20 protein-coding genes and 1 pseudogene are annotated in these 23,393 nt (G+C 67.7%); 12 read left to right on the top strand and 9 right to left on the bottom strand.

The genetic code is table 11. From position 1 onward, the window contains the following. Positions 1–123: 123 nt before the first annotated feature. A complete protein-coding gene (locus I55_RS01520) occupies positions 124–1,500 on the bottom strand; it encodes a histidine kinase (RefSeq protein WP_044558660.1) in 1,377 nt (458 codons plus the stop codon). Positions 1,501–1,716: 216 nt separating this feature from the next. Here I55_RS01520 and I55_RS01515 point away from each other — a divergent pair, with 216 nt between their 5' ends. Beyond that, complete coding sequence (locus tag I55_RS01515; RefSeq protein WP_044558659.1) at positions 1,717–4,131, top strand: TonB-dependent receptor; 2,415 nt, start codon at positions 1,717–1,719, stop codon at positions 4,129–4,131. 280 nt (positions 4,132–4,411) lie between these two features. Here the strand turns inward: I55_RS01515 and I55_RS01510 are convergent, their stop codons facing one another. Both I55_RS01510 and I55_RS01505 read right to left on the bottom strand, forming a co-directional pair. Further along, positions 4,412–5,749, bottom strand: a complete 1,338-nt coding sequence (locus I55_RS01510) for a sorbosone dehydrogenase family protein (RefSeq protein WP_044558658.1) — start codon at positions 5,747–5,749, stop codon at positions 4,412–4,414. Further along, on the bottom strand, positions 5,746–6,243 hold the full coding sequence (locus I55_RS01505) for a DUF2231 domain-containing protein (RefSeq protein ID WP_044558657.1): 498 nt from the start codon (positions 6,241–6,243) through the stop codon (positions 5,746–5,748). Before I55_RS01505 ends, I55_RS01510 begins: the two co-directional genes overlap by 4 nt. A 210-nt stretch (positions 6,244–6,453) precedes the next feature. On the opposite strand from I55_RS01505, the gene I55_RS37575 reads away from it, so the two are divergent. From I55_RS37575 to I55_RS01480, 3 genes are read left to right on the top strand one after another with little or no spacing between them, the layout of a single operon-like run. Next, on the top strand, positions 6,454–7,122 hold the full coding sequence (locus tag I55_RS37575) for a phage tail protein (RefSeq protein WP_049973728.1): 669 nt from the start codon (positions 6,454–6,456) through the stop codon (positions 7,120–7,122). 9 nt (positions 7,123–7,131) lie between these two features. Then, a complete protein-coding gene (locus I55_RS32585) occupies positions 7,132–8,952 on the top strand; it encodes a tail fiber protein (RefSeq protein WP_049973727.1) in 1,821 nt (606 codons plus the stop codon). A gap of 50 nt (positions 8,953–9,002) precedes the next feature. Continuing rightward, on the top strand, positions 9,003–9,563 hold the full coding sequence (locus I55_RS01480) for a hypothetical protein (RefSeq protein ID WP_044558656.1): 561 nt from the start codon (positions 9,003–9,005) through the stop codon (positions 9,561–9,563). A gap of 127 nt (positions 9,564–9,690) precedes the next feature. On the opposite strand, the gene I55_RS01475 is transcribed toward I55_RS01480, so the two are convergent. After that, positions 9,691–10,176, bottom strand: coding sequence for a TspO/MBR family protein (locus I55_RS01475; RefSeq protein WP_199902419.1), 486 nt, complete (start codon positions 10,174–10,176; stop codon positions 9,691–9,693). Between the two features lie 220 nt (positions 10,177–10,396). Between I55_RS01475 and I55_RS01470 the strand changes: the two genes are divergently transcribed. Genes I55_RS01470 through I55_RS32580 form a run of 3 tightly spaced genes read left to right on the top strand, consistent with a single transcriptional unit; the run spans position 10,397 to position 13,409 of the window. After that, positions 10,397–11,713 carry an ethanolamine ammonia-lyase subunit EutB gene (locus I55_RS01470; RefSeq protein ID WP_044558666.1) on the top strand — a complete coding sequence of 439 codons (1,317 nt, stop codon included), beginning with the start codon at positions 10,397–10,399 and terminating at the stop codon, positions 11,711–11,713. Beyond that, positions 11,710–12,519: an ethanolamine ammonia-lyase subunit EutC gene (gene eutC, locus I55_RS01465; protein WP_049973726.1), complete on the top strand. Its 810-nt coding sequence runs from the start codon at positions 11,710–11,712 to the stop codon at positions 12,517–12,519. The genes I55_RS01470 and eutC overlap by 4 nt, the downstream gene beginning before the upstream one ends. Positions 12,520–12,563: 44 nt before the next feature. Beyond that, positions 12,564–13,409 (top strand): alpha/beta fold hydrolase, encoded by an 846-nt coding sequence (locus I55_RS32580; RefSeq protein ID WP_159107084.1) that lies wholly within the window; start codon positions 12,564–12,566, stop codon positions 13,407–13,409. Here I55_RS32580 and I55_RS01455 read toward each other — a convergent pair. Further along, the gene (locus tag I55_RS01455) at positions 13,406–14,026 is read right to left on the bottom strand and encodes a TetR/AcrR family transcriptional regulator (protein WP_044558654.1); all 621 of its coding nucleotides are present in this window, start codon (positions 14,024–14,026) and stop codon (positions 13,406–13,408) included. The two genes, I55_RS32580 and I55_RS01455, sit on opposite strands and share 4 nt — an antisense overlap. 302 nt (positions 14,027–14,328) lie before the next feature. Here I55_RS01455 and I55_RS01450 point away from each other — a divergent pair, with 302 nt between their 5' ends. Then, the gene (locus I55_RS01450) at positions 14,329–15,102 is read left to right on the top strand and encodes a cyclase family protein (protein ID WP_044558653.1); all 774 of its coding nucleotides are present in this window, start codon (positions 14,329–14,331) and stop codon (positions 15,100–15,102) included. A gap of 31 nt (positions 15,103–15,133) precedes the next feature. Here I55_RS01450 and I55_RS01445 read toward each other — a convergent pair whose 3' ends face one another. Further along, on the bottom strand, positions 15,134–15,961 hold the full coding sequence (locus I55_RS01445) for a helix-turn-helix domain-containing protein (protein WP_044558652.1): 828 nt from the start codon (positions 15,959–15,961) through the stop codon (positions 15,134–15,136). Positions 15,962–16,123: 162 nt separating this feature from the next. On the opposite strand from I55_RS01445, the gene I55_RS01440 reads away from it, so the two are divergent. Further along, a complete protein-coding gene (locus I55_RS01440) occupies positions 16,124–17,422 on the top strand; it encodes an MFS transporter (RefSeq protein ID WP_252180974.1) in 1,299 nt (432 codons plus the stop codon). Positions 17,423–17,558: 136 nt separating this feature from the next. Next, entirely contained in the window at positions 17,559–18,029 is a 471-nt protein-coding gene (locus I55_RS01435; protein ID WP_044558651.1) for a hypothetical protein, read from the top strand. 81 nt (positions 18,030–18,110) lie between these two features. On the opposite strand, the gene I55_RS37570 is transcribed toward I55_RS01435, so the two are convergent. Further along, positions 18,111–18,698 carry a prolyl oligopeptidase family serine peptidase gene (locus tag I55_RS37570; protein WP_199902418.1) on the bottom strand — a complete coding sequence of 196 codons (588 nt, stop codon included), beginning with the start codon at positions 18,696–18,698 and terminating at the stop codon, positions 18,111–18,113. Continuing rightward, the gene (locus I55_RS38105; protein ID WP_199902417.1) at positions 18,628–20,208 is read right to left on the bottom strand and encodes a PD40 domain-containing protein; all 1,581 of its coding nucleotides are present in this window, start codon (positions 20,206–20,208) and stop codon (positions 18,628–18,630) included. Before I55_RS38105 ends, I55_RS37570 begins: the two co-directional genes overlap by 71 nt. A 295-nt stretch (positions 20,209–20,503) precedes the next feature. Between I55_RS38105 and I55_RS32575 the strand changes: the two genes are divergently transcribed. Then, complete coding sequence (locus tag I55_RS32575; protein ID WP_049973724.1) at positions 20,504–22,468, top strand: methyl-accepting chemotaxis protein; 1,965 nt, start codon at positions 20,504–20,506, stop codon at positions 22,466–22,468. 14 nt (positions 22,469–22,482) lie between these two features. Here I55_RS32575 and I55_RS01420 read toward each other — a convergent pair whose 3' ends face one another. Beyond that, positions 22,483–22,830 (bottom strand): hypothetical protein, encoded by a 348-nt coding sequence (locus tag I55_RS01420; RefSeq protein ID WP_148293521.1) that lies wholly within the window; start codon positions 22,828–22,830, stop codon positions 22,483–22,485. A gap of 342 nt (positions 22,831–23,172) precedes the next feature. Here I55_RS01420 and I55_RS01415 point away from each other — a divergent pair. Next, positions 23,173–23,393 (top strand): annotated as a pseudogene (locus tag I55_RS01415) (hypothetical protein); the annotation flags it as partial.

Below are 23,393 nucleotides of genomic sequence, written 5' to 3'. Positions count from 1 at the left end.
GCCGGTGGCGGCCTCAGCGATGGTGACGCCGGGCAGGGGGGCCAGCAGGCGCCGGAGGCCGGAGCGCACGATGGCGTGGTCGTCGACAAGCAGCAGTTTCATGCCTTGGGTTCCCTCGCGCGGTCACGCCGCCTGTTGTGTCGCCGGGGCCAGCAGGGCGCGCACGCGCACGCCGCCCTCCGGCCGGTTTCCCACCTCCAGGCTGCCGCCCAGGGCGGCCACCCGTTCCGCCATGCCGCGCAGGCCGTAGCCGGTATTCGGCACGCTCCCCTCCGGTGGCAGGCCCTCGCCATCGTCCATGACCTCGACCTCCGCGCCGCCGGTCGGGGCGGGGGTCACGGTGACGGTGATGGCGCGGGGGCTGCCGTGGCGGATGGCGTTGCTCAGGCTTTCCTGCACCACGCGATAGGCGGCGGTGTCGCCGGCCTCCCCCAGGCCGAGGTTCGGTGCCACGGTCACGGCGATGGTCACCTCCGGCCGGCGGGAACGCCAGAAAGCCGCCAGATTGTCGAGTGCCGCACCCAGGCCCAGGTCGCTGAGGCCAGGCGGACGCAGGCGGGCCAGGATGGCCTTCACCTCCTGCTGCACATGGGCCACCGCCTCCCGGGCGGAGCGGGCCTGGTCCTTCGCCACCGGGTCGCCCGCCCGTTCCGCCGCCGCCAGCAGGCCGGTGACATCGACATTGATGGCGAACAGATAGGGCCCGACCTCGTCATGCAGGTCACGGGCGAGGTCCGCCCGCTCCTCCTCCTGGATGGTTTGCAGCTGCTCGTGCAGGCGGCGGTTGCGCGCCTCCGCCGCCGCCAGGCGCTCGATCATGCGGTTGAAGCCCACGGCCAGGCGCCGCAACTCCGGCGGGCCGGCCTCGGCCACCGGCCGTGCCGTCTCCATGCCCGTTTCCGCCACCTGGGCGAAGGCCTTGGACAGGCGGTCGACGGCGCGCAACGCCCGGCCCAGCGTCCAATAGACCATGGGCAAGGTCAGTGCGCTGAACAGCAGCATCATGATGGCGTCGTCGCCCAGCTCGCCCCAGACCTCCGACACCTCGCCCGCCGGGTCGGTCTCCAGGCGCAGCCACAGCCCCTCGCTGGAGACGCCGGGCAGCGGCACTTCGGCGCTCAGCTGCGGCACATCCAGGGAATGGACGAACCAGGCGGGGGCGGGATGATCGGGCACGGCCAGGGTGGAGACGGCGACGGCGCGATCGCCCCGCCGCCTCAGGCTGACCTTCAGGTGCCGGTCGCCGTCGAAGGCGCGCACCAGCCGGGTCAGCGCGGCCGCGATGTCCTGGTCGCCGTCGGGGTCACCGTTGGGACGGGGCGCGCGCGCGGCCAGGTGGGCCAGCGCGCTGCCGATGGTGTGCTGGCCCACGGACAGGGCGGCCTCCATCTCCGTGCGCACGGAATGCTCTGCCCGCAGCCAGGCGGCCGCCGCGCCAGTGGCCAGGCTGACCAGCAGCAGCAGCGCGATGGACAGGACCAGACGGATGCGAAGCGACATGAGGTTGTATCCCCGTTTGCGCGGCCCGTGACATGTCGCCATCCGCATGCGCGGACGGCACCTCCCGCCACCTATTAACAAGGGGTTCGCCATCCCATGCAACAACCGCCGCCATATCGGGAATTTTTCCCGGGAAAATCGGGAAGCAGGCCTATGGAGCGGCAGGGGGGCTGGGGCTACCGTTAAGCCAGCCCCACCCTACCGGTGCCCGCCATAATGAAGAAAATCCCCGCCGGCCTGTTGGCACTGCTCTGCACCACCTGTTCCACCGTGACACTCGCGGCCGTGGCCCTCGCGGCGGATGTGCCGGCACCGGACGGCGCGCCGCCGGCCATGGGTGACATCATCGTCATCGGCGTCACACCCCTGCCGGGCGCCACCGTGGCGCTGGACAAGCTGCCCGCCTCTGCCACCACGCTGTCGGCGGACGATCTGGCGCGCAGCCATTCCATATCGCTGCTGGACGCCATGGCCCAGCGCACGCCGGGGCTGGCCCTGTCCGACACCCAGGGCAACGCGCTGTTCCAGGACGTGCACTTCCACGGCTTCACCGTGTCACCCCTTCAGGGGACGCCCCAGGGCATCGCCGTCTATCAGAATGGCGTGCGCCTGAACGAGGCCTTCGGCGACACGGTCAACTGGGACCTGGCGCCGGAGGTGGCGGTGAGCCGCCTGACCTTGGTCACCAACAACCCGGCCTATGGCCTGAACGCCCTGGGTGGTGCGGTGACGCTGGAGATGAAGAACGGCTTCACCTTCCAGGGCACCAGCGCCGAACTGCTGGGCGGCAGCAATGGCCGGGTCCAGGGCTCGGCCGAATTCGGCTGGCAGTCCGGCAACTTCAGCCTGTACCTGGCGGGAGAGGCGGCGCGCGACGACGGCTGGCGGAAGGAATCCGCCTCTGATGTCGAGCGCTTCTACGCCGACGCCGGCTGGAAGACCGAGACGGTGGAACTGCACCTGATCGGTGCCGCCGCCCGGTCCAGCCTGGGCGTTGTCGGTCCCACGCCCTTGGAGATGATCCAGGAGGATGAGACCGCGGTCTACACTTGGCCGCAGACCACCAAGAACGACAGCGCCATGCTGGCGCTGAACGGCAAGGTGGACATCGCCCCCGGCTGGGCGGTGCAAGGCAACGTCTATGGCCGCCATTTCGGCCAGAAGCATGTCGACGGCAACGACAGCGATTTCGAAGGGTGCAGTTCCCGCTCTTCCTACGGTGGCAAGCTGTGCCTGGAGGATGACGCCTTCGGCACGCCGGCGGGCGGCAAGACCACGGCCTTCCGCAACCAGTTCGTCATCACCGACCTGGCGGGCCACACCTTCGCCTTCGACCGCGACGCGACCTACGGCACCCTGGACCGCACCGCCACCGACACCACGGGCGTGGGCGGCTCCTTGCAGCTGACGGGCGATCGCCCCCTGATGGGCATGGAGAACCGCTTCGCCGCCGGCGGCAGCATCGACCACAGCGACATTCGCTTCACCGCCACCAGCACCCTGGGCGTCATCAATCCAGACCTGTCGGTGACCGCGGACGACGTGGCCGGCGCCGGCCTGATCATCCGGACCCAGGGCAATCTGGGCTACGCCCCCGTCTGGCTGTCAGGCACCACCGACTACTACGGCGCCTATGTCATGGACACGCTGGACCTGACGCCAGCCCTGTCGCTGACCGCCGGCCTGCGCCTCAACGTGGCCGACATCAGCACCCGTGACCGGGGCGGGGCGGCGCCGGAGCTGAACAGCGACAACCGCTACACGCACTGGAACCCGCAGGCCGGCCTGACCTATCGCCTGGGCGGCGGGGTCAGCGTCTATGGCGGTTATTCCCAGTCCAACCGCGCGCCGACGCCGCTGGAACTGGACTGCGCCGATCCCCTGCGCCCCTGCCTGCTGGAGAATTCCCTGGTGGCGGACCCGCCGTTGAAGCAGGTGGTGGCAGACACCTATGAGGCCGGCGTCCGGGGCACGCAGGGCATCGCCTCGGGCCGCCTGGACTGGACCGTGGGCCTGTTCCGCACCGACAGCGACCATGACATCGTGGCGTTGGCCAGCACCATCCAGGGCCGCGGCTATTACACCAACGTACCTTCCACCCGCCGCCAGGGTGTGGACGCGGGCCTGACCTACGCCAGCGAGCGCTGGCAGGTCTATCTGAACTACAGCTTCGTCGATGCCACGTACCAGTTCGACGGCGTCCTGGCCTCGCCCAACAACCCGCAGGCGGACGACGACGGCACCATCACCGTGCACAGCGGCGCCCGCATCCCCGGCATTCCCCGCCACCAGGTGAAGGTGGGCGGCGACCTGTCGGTGACCGACGCCTGGACCGTGGGCGGCGCCGTCCAGTACTACGGCAGCCAGTACCTGGTGGGGGACGATGCCAACCAGAACTCCCAGCTAACGCCCTATTGGACCATGGACCTGCGCACGTCCTACCAGATCCTGCCCGGCATCCAGCTGATCGGCGGCATCAACAACCTGTTCGACCGTCGCTACGCCAGCTATGGCACCTATTTCGATGTCGCCGGCGCCAGCGACATCCTGGGCCGCACCTTGAGCGACGCGCGCACCCTGACCCTGGGCGCGCCGCGCACCTTCTACGGCGGGGTGAAGGTCACGTTCTAAGGCCAGCGGCACACTTTTGCCGCTGTAGGCTGCGACCGCAACCGCCGGCGCTTTCCGGGAAGCGAAGCGGACTGGAAAGCGAGGAAGGCCAAGCCGGCGGACGCCGGCGCCCGGCGACTGAGGGACGTAAACATAGATTATTCAGTTCCCTGTGGGCGACGCGAGTGCAACCCAAGGGAAGGGGGACCGGTCTCCATCCGCTGCCGGTCCCCCTCTTTTTTTTGAGCGTCAGCCTGTTTCAAAACGTCATCTTGGCGCCCACGCCCAGATGCCAGGCGGCCTATTGCGCCGTTACCCGCCAGACGGTGTTGCCGACATCGTCGGCGATCAGCAGGGCGCCGGTCTTGTCCACCGCCAGGCCGACGGGCCTGCCATGGGCTTTGCCATCCTGGTCCAAGAACCCCGTCACCACGTCGCTCGGCTGGCCGCTGGGCTTTCCGTTTCCAAAGGGGACGAAGATCACTTTATAACCATTTGGAATCTTTCTGTTCCAGCTACCATGCTCGCCCACGAAGGCACCCCCCCGGTAGGTGTCCGGGAGGGCGGTGCCGGTGTAGAAGGTCATGCCCAGGGGGGCCACGTGCGGGCCCAGGGCATAGTCCGGCACGATGGCGCGGGCGACCAGGTCGGGACGCTGCGGCTTCACGCGCGGATCGATGTTCTGGCCGTAATAGCTGTAAGGCCAGCCGTAGAATCCGCCATCCTGGACGGATGTCATGTAGTCCGGCACCAGGTTGGGGCCCAGCTCATCCCGCTCGTTCACCACCGTCCACAGGGTCCCGGTCTGCGGCTCCCAGCTCAGGCCGTTGGGGTTGCGCAGGCCATCGGCATAGATGCGCCAGCGGCCGGTGCTGCGCTCCACCTCCCAGATGGCGGCGCGGTTCTTCTCCGCCTCGATGCCATTCTCGGTGATGTTGCTGTTGGAACCGACGCCGACATACAGCAATGAGCCGTCCGCGCTGGCCACTAGGCTCTTGGTCCAGTGGTGGTCAATGGGGCCGCCGGGCAGGGGGGTGAGGGTGGTGGCGGGGGCGCTGATCTGGGTATCCCCCTCCGCGTAGGGGTAACGCAGGATGGCGTCGGTGTCCGCCACGTACAGGTCGTTGCCCACCAGCGCCACGCCGAAGGGGGAGTTCAGGTGGTCCAGGAAGACCGTCTGCGTCTCCACCACGCCGTCACCATTCGCGTCGCGCAGCAGGGTGATGCGATTGCTGCCCTTGCTGTCGCCGCCCGACGTCGCCAGCGATTCCACCCAGTGCATGATCAGGTCTTTGGGGCGCTTGATCGGTTCCCCCTTCGGCGCCACCGATTCCACCACCAGGATGTCGCCGTTGGGCAGGACCGTCAGGGAGCGGGGATGCCGCAGCCCCGTGGCCAACGCCCGGATCTTAAGCCCCTGGGCCACGGCCGGCGTCTCCCCATCCTTCCAGCCGACCACCTTGGCCACCTTCATGGGGGGCATGAGATATTGCTTCTGCGCCGGCAGCGTGGGATTGGCGCCCACCTGGGTGTTGGGATCGCTGTCCTTGCTGCCGTCGTCACAGGCGGACAAGGCCAGGGCGGCGGCACCGGCTAGGGCCAGGCCCAGCAGACGCGGGAGGTTCCGACGCGGGCTCATCGCGCCACCTCAACCACCCGGCGGCGGTACACGACCACCGAGGCGCCGATCCAGTTGCTGGTCAGGACGACGATCAACACCAGGGCCGACAGGATCAGGCCCTGCGGCACGACGGAGGTCCAGGCGTCGCGGCTGTGGACGAAGCAGTTGAGGATCGACAGGCCCAGCGCCACCAGATTGCCCAGCACATGCGGCCACACCGGCGCGTGCGTGGCGACATAGCGCCGCTGCCCCAGGTCCACCAGGCCGGCGATCAGCGCCAGCACGCCCAGCACGACGCCCGCGAACAGCAGCCAGGCGGAGAAGTCCGCCCACATCATCTCCGCCGTGCCCCAATAGGCCAGGTCGGTGAAAAAGGCGCCGATGAAGCAGGCGTTCGGAAAGGGCACGAACATGGGATAGAGCGGGTGGCGGACGATGGCCACCTTCTCGTCCACGGCGGTCAATTGCACAGGTGTTCCCTGTACGGTCGACCTGATGATGTCACTGGGCATGGCCGCTCCTCATTCACAATCCCCGTGCGTTCAATCGCCCCCATGCGTTCAACCGCTTAGACGGGGTGGCGGTTCCGGCGGGGAGGGCGCGGCGACGCGTATGTATCAACCGGCCTTGTTCATTCGGCGCGATACGGTATGCTAGTACGAAAGAGGTACTACTGTGAGTTGAAGTCGGCGGTTATAAAGCGGCAGTTGAGGGGGGAGACGATGGACTATTATATCGGGGCGATTCAGCTGTTGCCGTATGACCGGGTGCATCGGGAATGGCTGCCATGCGACGGCCGGCTTCTGAAAATCGACCGCCACACGGCCCTGTTTTCGCTGATCGGAATGGCTTTCGGCGGTGACGGGCGGTCCACGTTCGCGTTACCGGACCTGCGCGGCCGTTTGGTGGCCGGCGGGGAGGATAACCGGATGGTCACCGCCTTGGCGCCGACCTCCGGCAAACAGCCGACGGTGGGCCTCACGTATGCCATCGTGGCCGAAGGCACCTATCCCATGAGCGCCGAGGACGTGACCGTGGGCGGCCTGAGCTTTGACCGGCCCGAGGCGTATATCGGCGAAATCCGTATGTTCGCGGGTGATTACCCGCCGGAGGGATGGTGCTTCTGCCATGGCCAGCGGCTGAGCATATATAAGCACCAGGCCCTGTTCGCCCTGATCTCGACGCGATTTGGCGGCGACCACACCAGTTTCGCGTTGCCGGACCTGCGGGGGCGCCTGGTCGTTGGCGCCAGCAGCCCGGGGGCCGGGGACGCCCAGCCGTCGGGCGAGGCCGCCATAGGACGCGGGGCGGGGGCCGCGGAGCCCTTGGCCGGGGTCGGTGTGAACTACATCATCTGCATGGAAGGCTACTTCCCAATGCGCGAAGACTGAGGCGGCACCATGGAACACTTCATCGGTGAAATTCGGATTTTCCCGTACGTGTATAGGGTTCCGGCCGGCTGGACCGCCTGTGATGGGCGCAGCCTGCCGTGCGCCGGCCCCTACCAGCCCCTGTTCAGCGTCATCGGCCGCCGGTACGGCGGGGACGTGGCCACGGGGACCTTCAAGCTTCCCGACTTCAGGCAAGGCATCGCGATGGGTATCGATCCCCGCGCGCCGGCGAATGCCGTCGGTCAACCCGCGTGGGACCAGAGCCGGCGCGCCGGGGAACCGGGGGGCGTGCCCGTGGCGATGGTGCGCCACTTCATCTGCGTCACCGGCACGGCCGCGCCCGTGGCGTTCAGGGCCCCCTTCACGCTCCAGGGCAAGGACGTGCGGCCGACGATCGACGGAAGCCACACGCTGGCGGTGCAGTATGGGCGGGCCGTCATCCGTGACAAGTACGGGTCCCTGACTTGGCAAAGCGGGGGCGATGACGGCATCGCGCTCACCCTGACCAAGGAGGGTGACCTGGTCCTGACCGACGCCGCCGGTGAGCCAGTGTGGCAGACGGACACCGAGGTGGCGGCCGGCCAGGACCCCATCCTGCTGTTCCACCCCGACGGACGCCTGGCCATCGTTGATGCCACCGGCAAGGAGATCTGGCGGAATCCCGACCTGACGCCGCAAGAGCGGAAGAGGGGGGAGGAACGGGATCGCCAGGGCGAGGACCAGACCATCCGGAAGGCGGAACGGGCCCTGCTGGAGCAGAGCTTGCCGGCAGCGGGACAGACGGTGAGGAAGGGGGAGGCGTTCCTGCCATTTGGCGATGGCGCTTATCAGCTGGGCCTCTCCGATGCCGGCCATGCCACCGTGAAGAATCGCGCCGGGGACGTGCTGTGGCAAAGCCGCGTCGGCGGTGCCGCCGTTCTGACTTTCCGGGCCGATGGCGAACTGGAACTGCGCGACGGCAAGGACGCGCTGCTGTGGAACAGCGGCACAGCGCAGCCCGGAAGCGCCGCCGTCCTGCTGCAGGTCACGCATGAGGGGGAGCCCATCCTGACGCGGAAGCCCGGCAAGGTCCGCCAGACGTTCTGGAGCGGGCGCGAGGCCATGGCCAGCGAACGGGAGCGCATGGAGCAAGGGCGGCTGAACGCCGGCCGGACCTTGCTGCCACGGCAAGCCCTGCGCTCCCCCAATGGGCGCTTCGCCCTGGAACTCGCCGCCAAGGGAGGCATGGTCATAAAAGCCGTCGCCGACGGCGCGGAAATCTGGACCCTGGACAGGAAGGTCGAGCCCATCGGGAATCTCGCGATGCAGACCGACGGCAACCTGGTCCTGTACACCGGCGACGGCAAGGCCGTCTGGGCGTCGCAAGCCTCCTGGACGGAACGGGCCGATCATCTGCTGCTGACCGACGAGGGCGAGCTTGTCCTGCGCAAGGGAAGCACACTTGTCTGGTCGTCGGGGAACGCGCCCCGTCCTGGACGCCTGGTGCCCGGCGGCCGCCTGGCCAAGGGCCAAAGCCTGCGCTCTCCCAACGGCGCCATCGCCCTGACCTTGCGGGATGACGGCATCCTGGTCCTGACTGACGGCGCGGGCAAGACCTTGTGGACGCCCGACCGGTCATCGCCCCGCAGCCACGGCCTGGTCATGCAGCGGGACGGCAACCTGGTGCTGGAAGAGGAGGATCACCGTGTCGTCTGGGCCGCCGGAACCGACGACAAATCGGCCCATGCCCCATGCCACAGTCTGAAGGTGAACGACAACGGCACCATCACCGTGTCCGCGCCCGCCGGCGGCAAGTCCTGGACCTCACCGGTCAAGGCATCGGGCGCCTGAACCAGCGCCGTTGATCCTTAGGCGGTTCACTCATTCAAGTGGGAGCAGTGATGAGCGGCACTACCGGAACCAGGGACACGGATGCCCAGGTTGAAGAAGAAACCCTCGATGCGGCGATGGCGGCGGCGATCGCGCATGGAAACGGCGCGGATGTTTCCATGCTGATCCCGAGCATCCTCGAGGAACGCCTGACGGTGGCCCATGAGGAGATTGCCAGGGAGGCAGATGACATCAAGCAAAGGCAAAAATGGCTGGGCAACGCCGGCGCCGCTTTGGCGGCCCTGGATAGGGAAATGGCAAAGGGGGGCGATATCGCGTCCCTGGGCACCTTCACCAACGGTGATGGCCAGACCTCGTCCGTTAAAGCATGGATTGAAAATAACGGAATTGCCATCGCCGGCGGAAGCAAGGCCAAATGGTCCCAGGCGGAAATCAGGAAAACAATCGAGAATGTCCGGGTCGCTCGTGATATGGCGAACAACCAATTGCAAATGGCCGCAAATAGGCTCAGCGACCTGGCGCAAAAGTCCAATCAAACTTTGGAGGCTCTGACCATGCTTCATAAGCGGTCGGATAAGACCGTGGCATCAATCATCGAGGAAATCCGCTGACCGGGAGGCCTGGAAGGCCCGTATTTCGGAGCCATCAACAATGGTGATAATTTCCATAAGATAGATTATCGGTTTCTATGTAGATAACCAAGGTGCGACTTTCCAACGTCGCCAGCACCTCCCCACCCTAATTCAGCAGATAAATCCCGGCGTTCAGCGCGGTGGCGAAGGCGACCCAGGCGGCATAGGGCAGGAACAGCACAGCCGCCAGACGATCCTGGCGCCAGGCGGTGGCGATGAAGGCCAGGATGGCGACCAGCATCAGCAGGATGTCGGCCAGCGCCAGGCCGGGTAGATGGGCCGCGAAAAAGATGGGCGACCAAAAGAAATTCAGCACCAGCTGAATCCACCACAGCCGCATGGGCCGGCCGTCGCAGTCGCGGCGGCAGACCCGCCAGCCGGCGATGGCGATCAGGACGTACAGCACCGTCCAGGCGGGCGCGAACACCCAGTTGGGCGGGGTGAAGCCCGGCTTCGCCAGTTTCAGGTACCAGTACCCCGGGGCGGTCAGATAGCCGATGGCCAGCCCCACCGCCAGCACCAGCACGACGAAAAGCATGAGGGATCGGGCGCGGGGCGCCGGCGCCAATGGTTCATCCTCACGCATCGTCATGGGCGGCCCTCCGCGGTTGGTCGCCAAGTCCTTGGCATGCAATAAATTCTAAACCGCCTGTCGCGGTTCCGGAACCCCCATCCCCGTTCTCCTTTATCGTGATCGATGGCATGATCGAACCCCATCCGCCGGTTGCTGGAGGCAGAGCTTGGCCGCGCATGCGCCCTACCGCATCATCCTGGGCCCCCGCACCTGGACCTTCGTCGACCTGAAGGACCTGATGGCCAAGGCGACGCCGCCCCGGTCCGGCGATCGGCTGGCCGGCATCGCGGCCCAGTCGGCGGAGGAGAACGTGGCGGCCAAGCTATGCCTGGCCGACCTGCCGCTGAAGACCTTCCTGACCGAGGCGCTGGTCCCCTATGAGGTGGATGAGGTCACCCGCCTGATCCTGGACCGGCACGACGCGGCCGCCTTCGCGCCCATCTCGCACCTGACGGTGGGCGGCTTCCGCGACTTCCTGCTGTCGGACCAGGCGGATGGCGCCGCGCTGGCGGCGCTGGCCCCCGGCCTGACGCCGGAGATGGCGGCGGCCGTGTCCAAGATCATGCGCAACCAGGACCTGATCCTGGCGGCCGCCAAATGCCGGGTGGTCACCCGCTTCCGCAACACCATCGGGCTGCCCGGCACGCTGGCCGTGCGGCTGCAGCCCAACCACCCGGCCGACGACCCCGGCGGCGTGGCCGCCAGCATCCTGGATGGGCTGCTGTACGGCTGCGGCGACGCCGTCATCGGCCTGAACCCGGTATCGGACAGCCTGGCCACCCTGGCGGATCTGGCCCGCCTGATCGATGGCGTCATCCAGCGCTTCGCCATTCCCACCCAGGCCTGCGTCCTGACGCACGTGACCACCAGCATCGAACTGATGAACCGGGGCGTGCCGCTGGACCTGGTGTTCCAGTCGGTGGCGGGAACCCAGGCCGCCAATGAGGGATTCGGCGTCAGCCTGGCCCTGCTACGCGAAGGCATGGAGGCGGCGCTGGCGCTGAAGCGCGGAACGGTGGGCGACAACGTCATGTATTTTGAGACGGGCCAGGGCAGCGCCCTGTCCGCCGGTGCCCACCATGGCGTGGACCAGCAGACGCTGGAGGCCAGGGCCTATGCCGTGGCGCGGGAATTCCGTCCCCTGCTGGTCAATACGGTGGTGGGCTTCATCGGGCCCGAATACCTGTACGATGGCAAGCAGATCATCCGTGCCGGGCTGGAAGACCATTTCTGCGGCAAGTTGCTGGGCCTGCCGCTGGGCTGCGACGTCTGCTACACCAACCATGCGGAGGCCGACCAGGACGACATGGACACGCTGCTGACCCTTCTGGCCACGGCCGGCGTCTCCTACGTCATGGGCGTGCCGGGGGCCGATGACGTCATGCTGAACTACCAGTCCACCTCCTTCCATGATGTGCTGTATGTCCGGCGCCTGCTGGGGCTGAAGCGCGCGCCGGAGTTCGAGGCCTGGCTGGCGACCATGGGTATCGCCGGAGCCGATGGCCGACCCCTGCCCCAGTCCCCGGGCCACCCCCTGCTGGCGGGCTGGCGATGACGGACGACCGGCGCCGGCCCCCCGTGACGCCCGACGCCTGGCGGCACCTGGCCGCGGTCACGCCGGCGCGCATCGCCCTGGGTCGGGTGGGCGACAGCCTGCCCACGGCGGAGGTGCTGCGCTTCGCCTTGGCCCATGCACAGGCGCGTGACGCCGTACACACCCCTTTCGACGCTCCCGCGATCGCCGCCCGGCTGAATGCGATGGGGCTGGCGGCGGTGCGGGTGCAAAGCGCGGCACCTGATCGCGCCACCTATTTGAGCCGCCCCGACCTGGGCCGCCTGCTGGCGCCGGCCGGACAGGCGCTGCTGTCGGCCCTGCCAGCCACCAGCCCCGATATGGCTCCGGACCTCGCCATCGTCGTGGCTGACGGTCTGTCGGCCACGGCGGTGCACCGCCAGGCCCTGCCCCTGCTGCATGCCTTCCTGCCCTGGGCGCGGGGGGCCGGCTGGCGTCTGGCGCCCGTGGTGGTGGCCAGCCAGGCGCGGGTGGCGCTGGGTGACCGGGTGGGCCAGGTGCTCGGCGCCCGCGCCGTGGCCGTGCTGATCGGGGAGCGGCCGGGCCTGTCCGCCCCCGACAGCCTGGGCGTCTACCTCACGCTGAACCCGAGGCCGGGCCGCCTGGATGCGGAGCGCAATTGCCTGTCCAACATCCGCGACGGCGGGCTGAGCCACGACCTGGCGGCGTTCAAGCTGGCATGGCTGCTGCGGGAGGCGCTGCGCCGCCAGGTGACGGGCGTGACGCTGAAGGATGAGAGCGACCGCTTGCTGGTCAACGGCCATGCCCCAATTGTGCTGACGAATTGACGGGAGAGAATGCCGTGCGGGCGATGGGTTGGGCGTTGGTCTTGATGTCATGTGTGATCCCCGCCGCGCAGGCCGGGACCGGGCGCGTGGAGGAGCGCGTCCTGCCCTACGCCCCACTGCCGGACGATCTAAAGGCTTTGGACGAGGTCATCAAGGCGCCGCTGAGCGATGATTTCGTGGCCAAGAGCTACACCGCGCCCGATGGCCGCACCGTGCCCTATCGCTTGCTGGCCCCGGCGCTGGTGGCGGCCCAGCCGGCGGCGGCCAGGCTGCCCCTGGTGGTGGTCCTGCACGGCTCCGGCAGCATCGGCCAGGATAATACCGGCCAGATGACGGGATTCGCCAAGGCCTGGTCCCTGCCCCCGCTGCGCCAGCGCTTCCCCGCCTATGTGGTGGCGCCCCAGGTGGACGTGCGCAGCGCCGACTACGCGCCCGGTTCCGGCGGCCGGCTGGCCAGCCATCCCGGCGCCTCCCTGCCCGCGGTGCTGGCCCTGGTCGACGACTTGGCCGGGCGCCTGCCGATCGACCCGGCGCGGATTTACGTCGTGGGCTTTTCCATGGGGGCGTCGGCGGCGCTGGACGCCCTGGTGGCCCGTCCGGGGCGCTTCGCCGCCGCGGTCGCCTTCTCCGCGGTGCCGCCGGACCGGGACCAGGCGGCGGCCGTGGCCGGGGTGCCAACGATGCTGGTGCACGGCGACAAGGACACCGAGAACCCGTTCGACAACGACCATGCCTGGGCGGAGGCCGTGGCCCAAGCCGGTGGCGGCCCGATCTTTGTGCGCTATCAAGGCATGGAGCACCGGGTGCCGCCCGACATGGTGCTGGCGCCCGGCTGGCGGGACTGGCTGTTCGCCCAGCGCCTGAAGCCCTCGGGGCCGCCAGCCCCCTAATCCCTGCCGTAGCGCCCCAGCAGGGTCAGCACGGCCTCATCGATCACCCGCGCCACCTCGGCATCGTTCAGGCTCTGGTCGGCGGCGAAGAAGGTGGGCCAGAAGATCAGGTCGTTGATCATGCCCAGGAACTGGCGCGCGGCCAGCGGCACGTCGCCCACCGCCATGGTGCCGGCCGTGATCTCCGACCGCAGATAGGCGTGCAGACGATCCAGATAGGGCGCCTTTCCCCGCTGGAACAGCGCCAGGCCCAGTTCGGGGAAGCGCGGCGCCTCCGCGATGATGAGGCGGAACAGGGGGGCCGTGCGCGGCTGGCGCAGCTTGCCAGCGTAATCATGGCCGATGGCGGTGAGGCCGGCGACAGGGTTTCCGGCCGGCGGCAGCGGGCGCCGCAACTCGGGATCCGCTTCCCACAGCTGTTCCATGATGCCGCCGAACAGCGCCGCCTTGGTGGGGAAGTGCTTGAACAGGGTGCCCGTGGAAATGCCGGCGGCCTTCGCCACCTGGGCCAGGGTGGTGCGGTCATAGCCCTGGCGCAGGAACGCCTCGCCGGCGGCGGCCAGCGCCGCCGCGCGCTTCTCGGACTTCACCCGTTCCCGGTACTCTTCCACAGCCATGGCCGATGGGTCCCCAAATCCAGCCCCAGCCCGCCTTATACCGGGGCCGGTGGCCGGGGTTAAGGGGCTGCGGCATCCGTTCTACATGGGATTGCCGCCCAATCCTGTCAGGATCAGGCGGGGTGCCGTCTTGCGGCACCTATCCCCTTCGCCGATGGCGATGCATGGGTTTTATCGATTTTGTGTTTGGCATCCACCCCCGGTCTAATGCCGCCCAAGACGGGAGGATCACGATATCGGCCGGCCTGGGGCTATCCCGGTTGGTCCCGTCCCCTTGATCGGCACTGACAGGACCCGCATCCATGGCCCGCACCTTCATCGACATCTCGGTCACGCTGGACAATGACACGGTGGCCGACCCGCCCTTCATGCGGCCGCACATCGACTACCAGACACATAAGGAGACGCTGGGCGAACTGAAGGTGTTCTTCCCCGACCTCGATCCCAATGACATGCCCGACGCGGAATTCGCGGCGGCCGAGACGGTGCGCCTGTCCACCCACAACGGCACCCACCTGGACGCGCCCTGGCACTACGCCTCCACCATGAACAAGGGGGAGCGGGCCATCACCATTGACGAGGTGCCGTTGGAATGGTGCTTCAACCCCGGTGTGAAGCTGGACTTCCGCCACCTGCCCGACGGCCACGTGGTGACGGCGGCGGAGGTGGAGGCCGAGTTGGCCCGCATCGGCCATACCCTGCGGCCCCTGGACATCGTGCTGGTGAACACCCGCGCCGGTTCCCGCTACGGCCAGGCCGATTTCCTGGGGGCCGGCTGCGGCATGGGGCGGGAGGCCACGCTGTACCTGACGGAACGGGGCGTGCGCGTCACCGGCACGGACGCGTGGAGCTGGGACGCCCCCTTCCCCCACACGGCCAAGAAGTTCGCTGAAACCAAGGACGCGGGCCTGATCTGGGAAGGCCACAAGGCCGGCCGCGACATCGGCTACTGCCACCTGGAAAAGCTGCACAACCTGGAGGCGCTGCCGGCCACGGGCTTCACCGTTTCCTGCTTCCCGGCCAAGATCAAGGGTGCCTCCGCCGGCTGGACCCGGGCCGTGGCCATCATCGACTGAGGCGGGAACTTAACGCGGGCGAGCCGGTGGCTCAGGACCAGGCCGGCGGCGGGGCGGTTTCCGCCCGCAGATAGCGGCTGGGCGGCACGCCCAGCAGGCGCTTGAACATGCTGGTGAAGGCGGCGGGGCTGTCATAGCCCAGGTCCAGCGCCACGGTGGTCACCGCCTCCCCCGCCGCCAGGCGCGGCAATGCCGCGAACAAGCAGGCCTGCTGGCGCCAGGCGGCGAAGCTGAGGCCGGTTTCGCGGCGGAACTGGCGGGTGAAGGCGCGGCGGCTCATGCCCAGCCCGTCCGCCCAGCCATCAATGGTGGCGTGGGGATCGGGATCGACGACGAAGGCGCGGCAGCGCGCCGCCAGCCGCGTGTCGGTGGGCAGGGGCATGGATAGCGGCAGCACGGGCAGCGACGGCAATTCGTGCAGCAGCAGCGCCATGATCAGGCTGCCCCGGCTTTCCGCCGGCACCTCGGCCGGCAACTCCGCCGCCTCGACCAGCAGCGCATGCACCAAGGGGGAGATGCCGACCACCTGGCACTGTCCGGCCCTTGGATCCAGCGCGCCGGCCTGTCGCGCCGCCGGCAGGACGGCCGGGGTGATGAACAGGCTGCGCATGGCGCCCGGACCGGCGACCACCTCAACCTCATGCACCACGCCGGCGGGTATCCACACCGCCCTTTCCGGCGGCACCATCCAGGATCCCTGGGCCGTGGCCACGGTCATGACACCCCGGATGCCGTACAGCAACTGACAGCGGCTGTGCTGGTGCGGCGGCAGGACCAGGCCCTGGGGATAGTCATTGCCCACCGCGAAGACAGGGTCGGGCAAGGCCTCCAACAACTGCGAGCGGATGTTACGCACCATGGCTTTGGCCCATTCGCGATATAATCTGGCCTAGGCCCGTAAGCAGGCCCACCCCTCACGCGATAGCTTGTCCATCGGCGGCGGAAAAGCAAGCCGCCACACCATTCAGTCGCCAAGAGCCCCTGCCACGGCAGGGGCCGATTCTGTGAGGGAGTACCGCCGGTGAGCCAAGCGCAAGGCGCCATGGAAGATGCGCCGCCCCCCATCCCCAGGGGCCCCGTTCCCAATGCCCCCATTTCCAATGCCCCCATTCCCAACGTCGACGTCGCCAAGGCCGGCGGCACGGTGTTCACGGTGCTGGGGGCCATCAGCTTCTGCCATCTGCTGAACGACATGATGCAGTCGATGCTGCCGGCCATATATCCCATCCTGAAGGGCAGCTTCGACCTCAGCTTCAGCCAGGTGGGCCTGGTGACCCTGGTCTACCAGATCACCGCCTCGCTGCTGCAGCCGCTGATCGGCCTCTACACCGACGCGAAGCCCAAGCCCTATTCGCTGTCCATCGGCATGGGCTTCACCCTGGTGGGCCTGCTGCTGCTGGCGACGGCGCCCAGCTTTCCCCTGGTTCTGCTGGCCGCCGCCCTGGTGGGCACCGGGTCGTCCGTCTTCCACCCGGAATCGTCGCGCGTCGCCCGCATGGCGTCGGGCGGACGGCACGGCCTGGCCCAATCACTGTTCCAGGTGGGCGGCAATGCCGGCTCCGCCCTGGGGCCGCTGCTGGCGGCCTTCATCATCGTGCCGCATGGCCGGGGCAGCATCGCCTGGTTCTCGCTGGCGGCCTTCCTGGGCATGATCGTGCTGGCCAACATCGGCCTGTGGTACAAGCGCAACGCCAAGCCCAAGGCGGCCAAGGCGGCGCGGGAGGATCTGACCGGCCTGTCCAAGCGCCAGGTCAGCCTGGCCTTCGTCATCCTGCTGGTGCTGATCTTCTCCAAGTACGTTTATCTCGCCAGCATCACCAGCTATTTCACCTTCTATCTGATCCAGACCTTCGGCCTGTCGGTTGAATCGGCGCAGCTGCACCTGTTCATCTTCCTGGGTGCCGCCGCCGTGGGCACCATCGCCGGCGGCCCCATCGGCGACCGCTTCGGGCGCAAGCACGTCATCTGGGGGTCCATCCTGGGCGTGCTGCCCTTCACCCTGGTCCTGCCCCTACGCAACCTGTTCTGGACCGGCGTGCTCAGCGGTGTCATCGGCATCTGCCTGGCCAGCGCCTTCCCGGCCATCGTCGTCTATGCCCAGGAACTGATGCCGGGCAAGGTCGGCACGGTGGCCGGCCTGTTCTTCGGCCTGGCCTTCGGCATCGCCGGTGTGGCCGCCGCCGCCCTGGGCTGGCTGGCGGATGCCACCAGCATCACCACGGTCTACAAGGTCTGCGCCTACCTGCCGGCCCTGGGCATCCTGACGGTGTTCCTGCCGGACATCGAGACGGCGATGAGCCGGGCGAAAAGGATGGGTTAAAGGTGGCCAGCATGATTGTCGTAGGAAACCGGGGTTGGGTTATCAAGCTATGACGCGACCGCTTCAAATAGCCCTGCCTTCCATGCCGGAATGGTGGAATAGTGCCCTGCTTCCTAAGCCCTGAAACAGGGTACTCATGCTGGTCCTTCAAATTCGCGGCAATGACATCGATGACGACCGCGTGACTTGCACGGGCGCGCAAGTGGCTACCGTCCTGGATTTCATTGCCGCCGTTCCCGCGTTGGCCGGCGGCGACTGGTATGCGGGTGCTGTCGATGGCCTCGGCGCTCGATTGACGGAGTATGAAGTTCTGGAGCCTATCCCGGTGCCTGCACTGGCCGATCTGCTTCATCGCATTCGGAACATCCCACAGTTGCTGGACGGCGTTTTCGCCTTGGTCCCGCGCCATGAAATCCCCCGCCTGACGGGGGACTGCTTCAGCGCCGATGGACCAATGGAACCGCTGATCCATAATGCGTTGGTGGAAATCAAGGCCTTCGACACAAGCTTCGTCGAGGTCTACACGGACCAACCGAGCTTAATTACCGTCGTTCAGCAACGGTTTGGCGGTGAGGTGCGCAAGGTGGAAACCCAACCAGCGACGTGAGCCCCCATCTTTGACGGAAAAGAAAAGGGGCCACCCCTGCGGACGGCCCCTTCCCATTTCCGGCGAGTGCGAGCTTCGGCCTTACTTGGCCTCGCCCGTCCACTGGTTCAGCCAGCCCAGCACCTCCTGGTGCCATTGGACGGAGTTCTGGGGCTTCAGCACCCAGTGGTTCTCATCCGCGAAGTAGACCAGCTTGCTGGGCACGCCCTTGCGCTGCAGGGCGGTGAAGGCGCCCAGGCCCTGTTCCAGCGGGATGCGGAAGTCACGGCCGCCGTGGATGATCAGCTGCGGCTTGGTCCACTGGTCGACGTGGTTGGCGGGGTTGAAGCGTTCGTAGCCGGCCGGGTTCTCCCAAACCTTGCCGCCGTTCTCCCACTCACTGAACCACAGTTCCTCGGTGGAATAGCCCATCATGCGGTTGTCGAAGACGCCGTCGTGGTTCACCAGGCATTTCCACGGGCCGTTCCAGTTGCCGGCGATCCAGTTGATCATGAAGCCGCCATAGCTGGCGCCCAGGGCGCAGGCCCGGTCGCCGTTCAGGAAGGGGTACTTGGCCAGCGCCGCGGCCCAACCCTTCTGCAGGTCTTCCAGCGGGCGATCACCCCAATGCTGGCTGATGGCGTCGGTGAAGGCCTGGCCATAGCCGGTGGAACCGTGGAAGTCGATCATGACCACGGCGTAGCCGGCGCCGGCGTAGGCCTGCGGGTTCCAGCGGAAGCTCCAGGCGTTGCCGAAGGAACCCTGGGGACCGCCGTGGATGATGAAGGCCACCGGGGTACCTGTGCCCTTCCTGGTAATTGGCCGGCTTCACGACATAGCCGTGCACGGTCTCATTGTTCCAGCCGGGGAAGCTGAACTGTTCGAAGGCGCCCATGGTGATGCCGGCCAGCTTGGCGCCGCCGACGTGGGTCAGCTGTTTGGGCGTGCCCCCCTTCAGCGACACCTGATAGGCCTGGGAGGGGCCGGACAGGCTGTCGGACATGTAGACCACGCCCTTGTCGCCGCCCTTCACCAGGTCGATGGCCGTCACGTGGCCCTCACCCGTCAGCGCCTTCACGGCACCCGACTTCACGTCGACGGAGAACAGCTTGGACTGGCCCACATCATAGGCCGTGGTCAGCAGGGTGCGGCCATCGGCCGTCCACGCCAGCGTGTCGGCGGAACGGTCCCAGGTGGGGTCGATCTCCCGCGTCTCGCCGCTCTTCAGGTCGCGGACCATGATGCCGTAGCGGTCGGCCTCGAAGGTCGCGCGCTTCATGGCGCGCCAGGCCAGCTTGGACCCGTCGGGGCTGAACACCGGCCCCGTGTCCATGGCGGCGTTGCCGGACGTCAGGTTGGCGGGGGCGGCGCTGCCGTCCATAGGGACCTGCCACAGGTCCAGGTTGGTGCTCCACGGCTCCGTCCGGCCGGCCAGGCGGGCGGTGAACACCACCGTCTTGCCGTCGGGGCTGATCGTGATCTCTGAATCGTCGCCAAAGGGTTTGCCCGGCGCGTCACCGTCGAAGCCCTTCATCAGTGGCACGGCAGCACCCGTGGCCGTGCCCTCGTTGTTGAGAGCCAGGGCGAACAGGTGGTTGCGCGTGCCGTCGGCCCATTCGTCCCAGTGGCGGACGAACAGCTTGTCAAACACCACGCCGCTGGACTTGGCGATCTGCGCCGGCTTGGCCGGCTTGTCGCCCGTCTCGGCACCGGGGAACACGGCCATGGAGACGACGATGTGCTTGCCATCCGGCGCCAGGTTGAAGCTGCCGACGTCCAGGGGCAGGGTCGTCACCTGGGTGGCCTGGGTGCCGGCGGCGTCCGTCTTCCATACCTGCTGGCTGCCGGAACGGCCGGACAGGAAATACAGGCTCTTGCCGTCGGCCGACCAGCGCGGGCTGCTGGCGCCACCGTCGGAAATGGCTAGGCGGTGGCCTTCGCCCTCTGTGGCCAGGTCCTTCAGCCACAGGGCATGCGCCGACTTGTTGTTGTCGTAGTCAACGGTGCGGACATCATAAACCATCTGGCGGCCATCGGGCGAAACCCGCGCGTCGCTGGCGCGGTCCAGGGTGGCCAACTCCAGCGCCGTCAGGCCATGGCCGGCGGACTCGGCCGCCGTGGCGGGTCCGGCGACGGCCAGGGCCGCGCTCAAGGTCAACGCCAGGGCGGCACAGCCCCGGGCGTACAGGGAACGGTTCATCCAAGCTCTCCGAAAGGCAGGAACCCCATCGGCCGTGCGGCCGCTTGGGGGCCGTCATAGCGCAAATCGCCCCCGCCGCCTACGCCGCTTGATCACTCAAGTGGGTGCGCAAGAACTGCGAGGTCCTTTCCATCGGGATTTTTTGGTTGGATAAGGTTCAATTAATGAAACCAGACATTGGATTAATCTTGCGTTAACCGAAATCAATGTAAGTGGGAGCGATTACATCGGGTGTGGCACTAGACCGCATCTTTGTCATATGTTCTTGGCAATGAATTTCCGGCCTGGACCGATCATGTTCCGCTTCAAAAGCATCGCCCATACCTTGGGTCTGACCTCCCTGCTCTTCCTGGTGCCCGTGGGTTATCTGCTGTGGGCGCTGCTGGCGCAACAGAACATCGCCATCGATTTCGCGGACAAGGAATTGGTGGGCAACGGCTATCTGCGCGGCCTGTCGGCGGTGGAGCTGTCGGTGGACCGCGGCCTTATCACCGGATCCGCCGCCGCCCTGAAGGATGCCGCCACCGAGGTGGAAGGGTTGGAGCGGCGCTTCGGCGCCGGTATGGAAAGCGCCGACCTGGCGGCCAGCACCGCCAAGGCCCTGCGCATCGCTGCCACTGGGGCGGCCACCGGGAACGCCGCCACGCTGGCGTCCGCCCTGAAGGAGGTGCGCGCCCTGATCGCCCGGGTGGGTGACAAGTCCAACCTGATCCTGGATCCGGACCTGGACAGCTACTACGCCATGGACCTGGTGCTGGGCAAACTGCCCGATGCGCTGGACCGTGCCGCCGACATGGCGATAACGGCCAAAGCCAGCCATGCGAACCAGGGCGACGACAAAGTGGCGTTCTTCGTGGCGCTGGGTGGGCTGAAGGCGGTGGCCGACGGTATCGACGCCTCCGTGGCGTCCGGCTATTCCGGCAATGCCGACGGCAGCCTGAAGCGCGGGCTGGATTCCAGCTACAAGGAGGCGGCCCACGGCCTGGACGACTTCATCGCCGCCGTGCAGAAGGCGCCGCCGCCCGATGCGCAGGTCCATGCCCTGATGGATACCCTCCAGCGCTTCAACGCCGCCGCGTCGGCGGAGTTGGACCGCCTGCTGCAGGCCCGTATCGATGGCTTCCGCGCCTCGCAGACGCGCAGCCTGGTCATCACCGGCCTGCTGTTCATCCTCAGTATCGGCGCCATCCTGATGGTCACCGTCCGCCGTGTCATTCGACCGCTGGCGGGCTTGACCCGCGCCATGGACCGGCTGGCCGGCGGCGATCTGGAGGTGGCGGTGCCGGGGGCCGCCCGTGCCGATGAGGTGGGGGCCATGGCCCGGTCCATGGCCGTGTTCAAGGAAAATGCCGCCAAGGCCCGCATCCTGGAGGCGCGGACGGCGCAGGAGAATGAGGCCAAGTTGCGCCGCCAGGCGCGGATGGAGGCCATCGCCCGCAGCTTCAACGACGCCGTGGGCGGCCAGTTGCGCGGCGTGGCGGCGGCGGCCACGGAACTGGACGCCACCTCCTCCGCCCTGTCGCACCAGGCGGATGACACCAGCACCCGGTCGGAACAGGTGGCGACCAACGCCCGCGACGCCACCGCCAATGCCGAGACGGTGGCGGCGGCGGTGGAGCAGCTGGCGGCCAGCAGCGCCGAGATCGGCCATCAGGTGGAACGCACGGCCCGCATCACGAGCGACGGCGTGGCGGAAGTGAACCGCGCCCAGGGCCTGGTGGCGGAACTGGAAGGAGTGGCCGGCGACGTCAGCACCGTGGTCAATTTCATCCAGGAAATCGCCAGCCAGACCAACCTGCTGGCGCTGAACGCCACCATCGAGGCGGCGCGCGCGGGCGAGGCGGGCAAGGGATTCGCCGTCGTGGCGGGCGAGGTCAAGAACCTGGCCAGCCAGACCGCCCGCGCCATGGAGGACATCCAGGCCAAGGTGGCGGCCGTGCAGGATGCCGCCCGCCACGCCAGCGACACCATCGGCGCCATCGCCCGCACCATGGGGGATATCGACCAAAGCTCCAGCACTATCGCGTCCGCCGTGGCGCAGCAGGGGGCGGCGACGGGGGAGATCAGCCGCAACGTGACGGAGGCGGCCCACCTGACCTCCACCGTCGCGCAGGACATCGTCGAGGTGCTGCAGAGCGCCGGCTCCACCAAGTCGGCCTCCCTGCAGCTGCACGGCGCCGCGGCGGAGCTGTCCGGCCAGGCGGAACGCCTGCGCCAGGAGGTGGAGGGATTCCTCCACGCCATGCAGGAAGCCGGCTGAGGACAGCGGCCGCCTCAGGCGAGGGCCCGGGGCAGGCGCCAACCGACCAGGCCGCCGATGGCGCCGGTGAGAGCTGACATGGCCGTCCCCATGGCCAGGATCAGGGCCGGCACGTCACCCAGCAGCCAGGACACCAAGATGCCCAGCAGGGCGCAGGCGCCACCGGCCACGGCCCCGCCCACGACCGCCGTTTTCCATGCCGGTTTCGCGCGGCCGTGGACTAAGCCGGCCACCAACGAGATCAGCATGCCGCCGACGGGGAAGAATTCGGCGATGGCTGGGCTGAGATGGCCAGCGATCACCATGATCACCTGAAGCAGCAGGCCGAACAGCGTCGCGCGCATTAAGGTGGTGCCGGCCATTGATGCCCCCCGTACAGTGGTCCGGCCCCGCCCCGGACAACGTTCGCCTGTGGACTATCGGCCGGCCGCGCGTCATCCTCAACGGCGGAAAAGGTTACAACGCCCACCCGGCCATGCCGGGAAAACCGCCGGACCGCCGGCGGGCCAGCCCCTTCCCCATCCAGCGCCCTCGGCGGGAAGCCCGCCGGAATGCTGGCCTTCGCCCGCATTCCCGCTACCCGCCGGGCGACCGGCCGGGTGTTGGCACGGCTTCTGCTAAGATGGGTCCAGTTCCAATGCCTGTTCGGAACCGCCGGCGTCGATCGGCGGCCGTTGGATACCAAGTCCGGGAGGTTCCTTTCCATGAAGTCCACGAAGACTCTGCCCAAGAAAACCCTGCTGGCCGCGTTGATGGCCGCGTCCGCCCTGTCGCTGTCGGCCCTGCCGGCCGCGGCGGAAGACACCGTGCGCCTGGGCAACCTGAAGCTGGCCCACTTCGGCGCCGTCTCCTACACCCAGATACTGACTGACTGCGGCATCAAGGTTGAGGAGCGCATCTTCGCCAAGGGCCCCGACATCATGCA

The sequence above is a fragment of the Azospirillum sp. B4 genome (assembly GCF_000333275.1).
GTDB lineage: Bacteria > Pseudomonadota > Alphaproteobacteria > Azospirillales > Azospirillaceae > Nitrospirillum.
Note: the sequence above shows the minus strand (reverse complement) of the source record. Positions and strands in the feature narration are given on the sequence as shown.

What these genes read in the sequence shown, in the direction of transcription:
- I55_RS01520 (WP_044558660.1), bottom strand. Translation starts at nt 1,500, where the DNA reads ATGTCGCTTCGCATCCGTCTGGTCCTGTCCATCGCGCTGCTGCTGCTG.
- I55_RS01515 (WP_044558659.1), top strand. Translation starts at nt 1,717, where the DNA reads ATGAAGAAAATCCCCGCCGGCCTGTTGGCACTGCTCTGCACCACCTGT.
- I55_RS01510 (WP_044558658.1), bottom strand. Translation starts at nt 5,749, where the DNA reads ATGAGCCCGCGTCGGAACCTCCCGCGTCTGCTGGGCCTGGCCCTAGCC.
- I55_RS01505 (WP_044558657.1), bottom strand. Translation starts at nt 6,243, where the DNA reads ATGCCCAGTGACATCATCAGGTCGACCGTACAGGGAACACCTGTGCAA.
- I55_RS37575 (WP_049973728.1), top strand. Translation starts at nt 6,454, where the DNA reads ATGGACTATTATATCGGGGCGATTCAGCTGTTGCCGTATGACCGGGTG.
- I55_RS32585 (WP_049973727.1), top strand. Translation starts at nt 7,132, where the DNA reads ATGGAACACTTCATCGGTGAAATTCGGATTTTCCCGTACGTGTATAGG.
- I55_RS01480 (WP_044558656.1), top strand. Translation starts at nt 9,003, where the DNA reads ATGAGCGGCACTACCGGAACCAGGGACACGGATGCCCAGGTTGAAGAA.
- I55_RS01475 (WP_199902419.1), bottom strand. Translation starts at nt 10,176, where the DNA reads ATGACGATGCGTGAGGATGAACCATTGGCGCCGGCGCCCCGCGCCCGA.
- I55_RS01470 (WP_044558666.1), top strand. Translation starts at nt 10,397, where the DNA reads ATGGCCAAGGCGACGCCGCCCCGGTCCGGCGATCGGCTGGCCGGCATC.
- eutC (WP_049973726.1), top strand. Translation starts at nt 11,710, where the DNA reads ATGACGGACGACCGGCGCCGGCCCCCCGTGACGCCCGACGCCTGGCGG.
- I55_RS32580 (WP_159107084.1), top strand. Translation starts at nt 12,564, where the DNA reads ATGTCATGTGTGATCCCCGCCGCGCAGGCCGGGACCGGGCGCGTGGAG.
- I55_RS01455 (WP_044558654.1), bottom strand. Translation starts at nt 14,026, where the DNA reads ATGGCTGTGGAAGAGTACCGGGAACGGGTGAAGTCCGAGAAGCGCGCG.
- I55_RS01450 (WP_044558653.1), top strand. Translation starts at nt 14,329, where the DNA reads ATGGCCCGCACCTTCATCGACATCTCGGTCACGCTGGACAATGACACG.
- I55_RS01445 (WP_044558652.1), bottom strand. Translation starts at nt 15,961, where the DNA reads ATGGTGCGTAACATCCGCTCGCAGTTGTTGGAGGCCTTGCCCGACCCT.
- I55_RS01435 (WP_044558651.1), top strand. Translation starts at nt 17,559, where the DNA reads ATGCTGGTCCTTCAAATTCGCGGCAATGACATCGATGACGACCGCGTG.
- I55_RS37570 (WP_199902418.1), bottom strand. Translation starts at nt 18,698, where the DNA reads ATGATCGACTTCCACGGTTCCACCGGCTATGGCCAGGCCTTCACCGAC.
- I55_RS38105 (WP_199902417.1), bottom strand. Translation starts at nt 20,208, where the DNA reads ATGAACCGTTCCCTGTACGCCCGGGGCTGTGCCGCCCTGGCGTTGACC.
- I55_RS32575 (WP_049973724.1), top strand. Translation starts at nt 20,504, where the DNA reads ATGTTCCGCTTCAAAAGCATCGCCCATACCTTGGGTCTGACCTCCCTG.
- I55_RS01420 (WP_148293521.1), bottom strand. Translation starts at nt 22,830, where the DNA reads ATGGCCGGCACCACCTTAATGCGCGCGACGCTGTTCGGCCTGCTGCTT.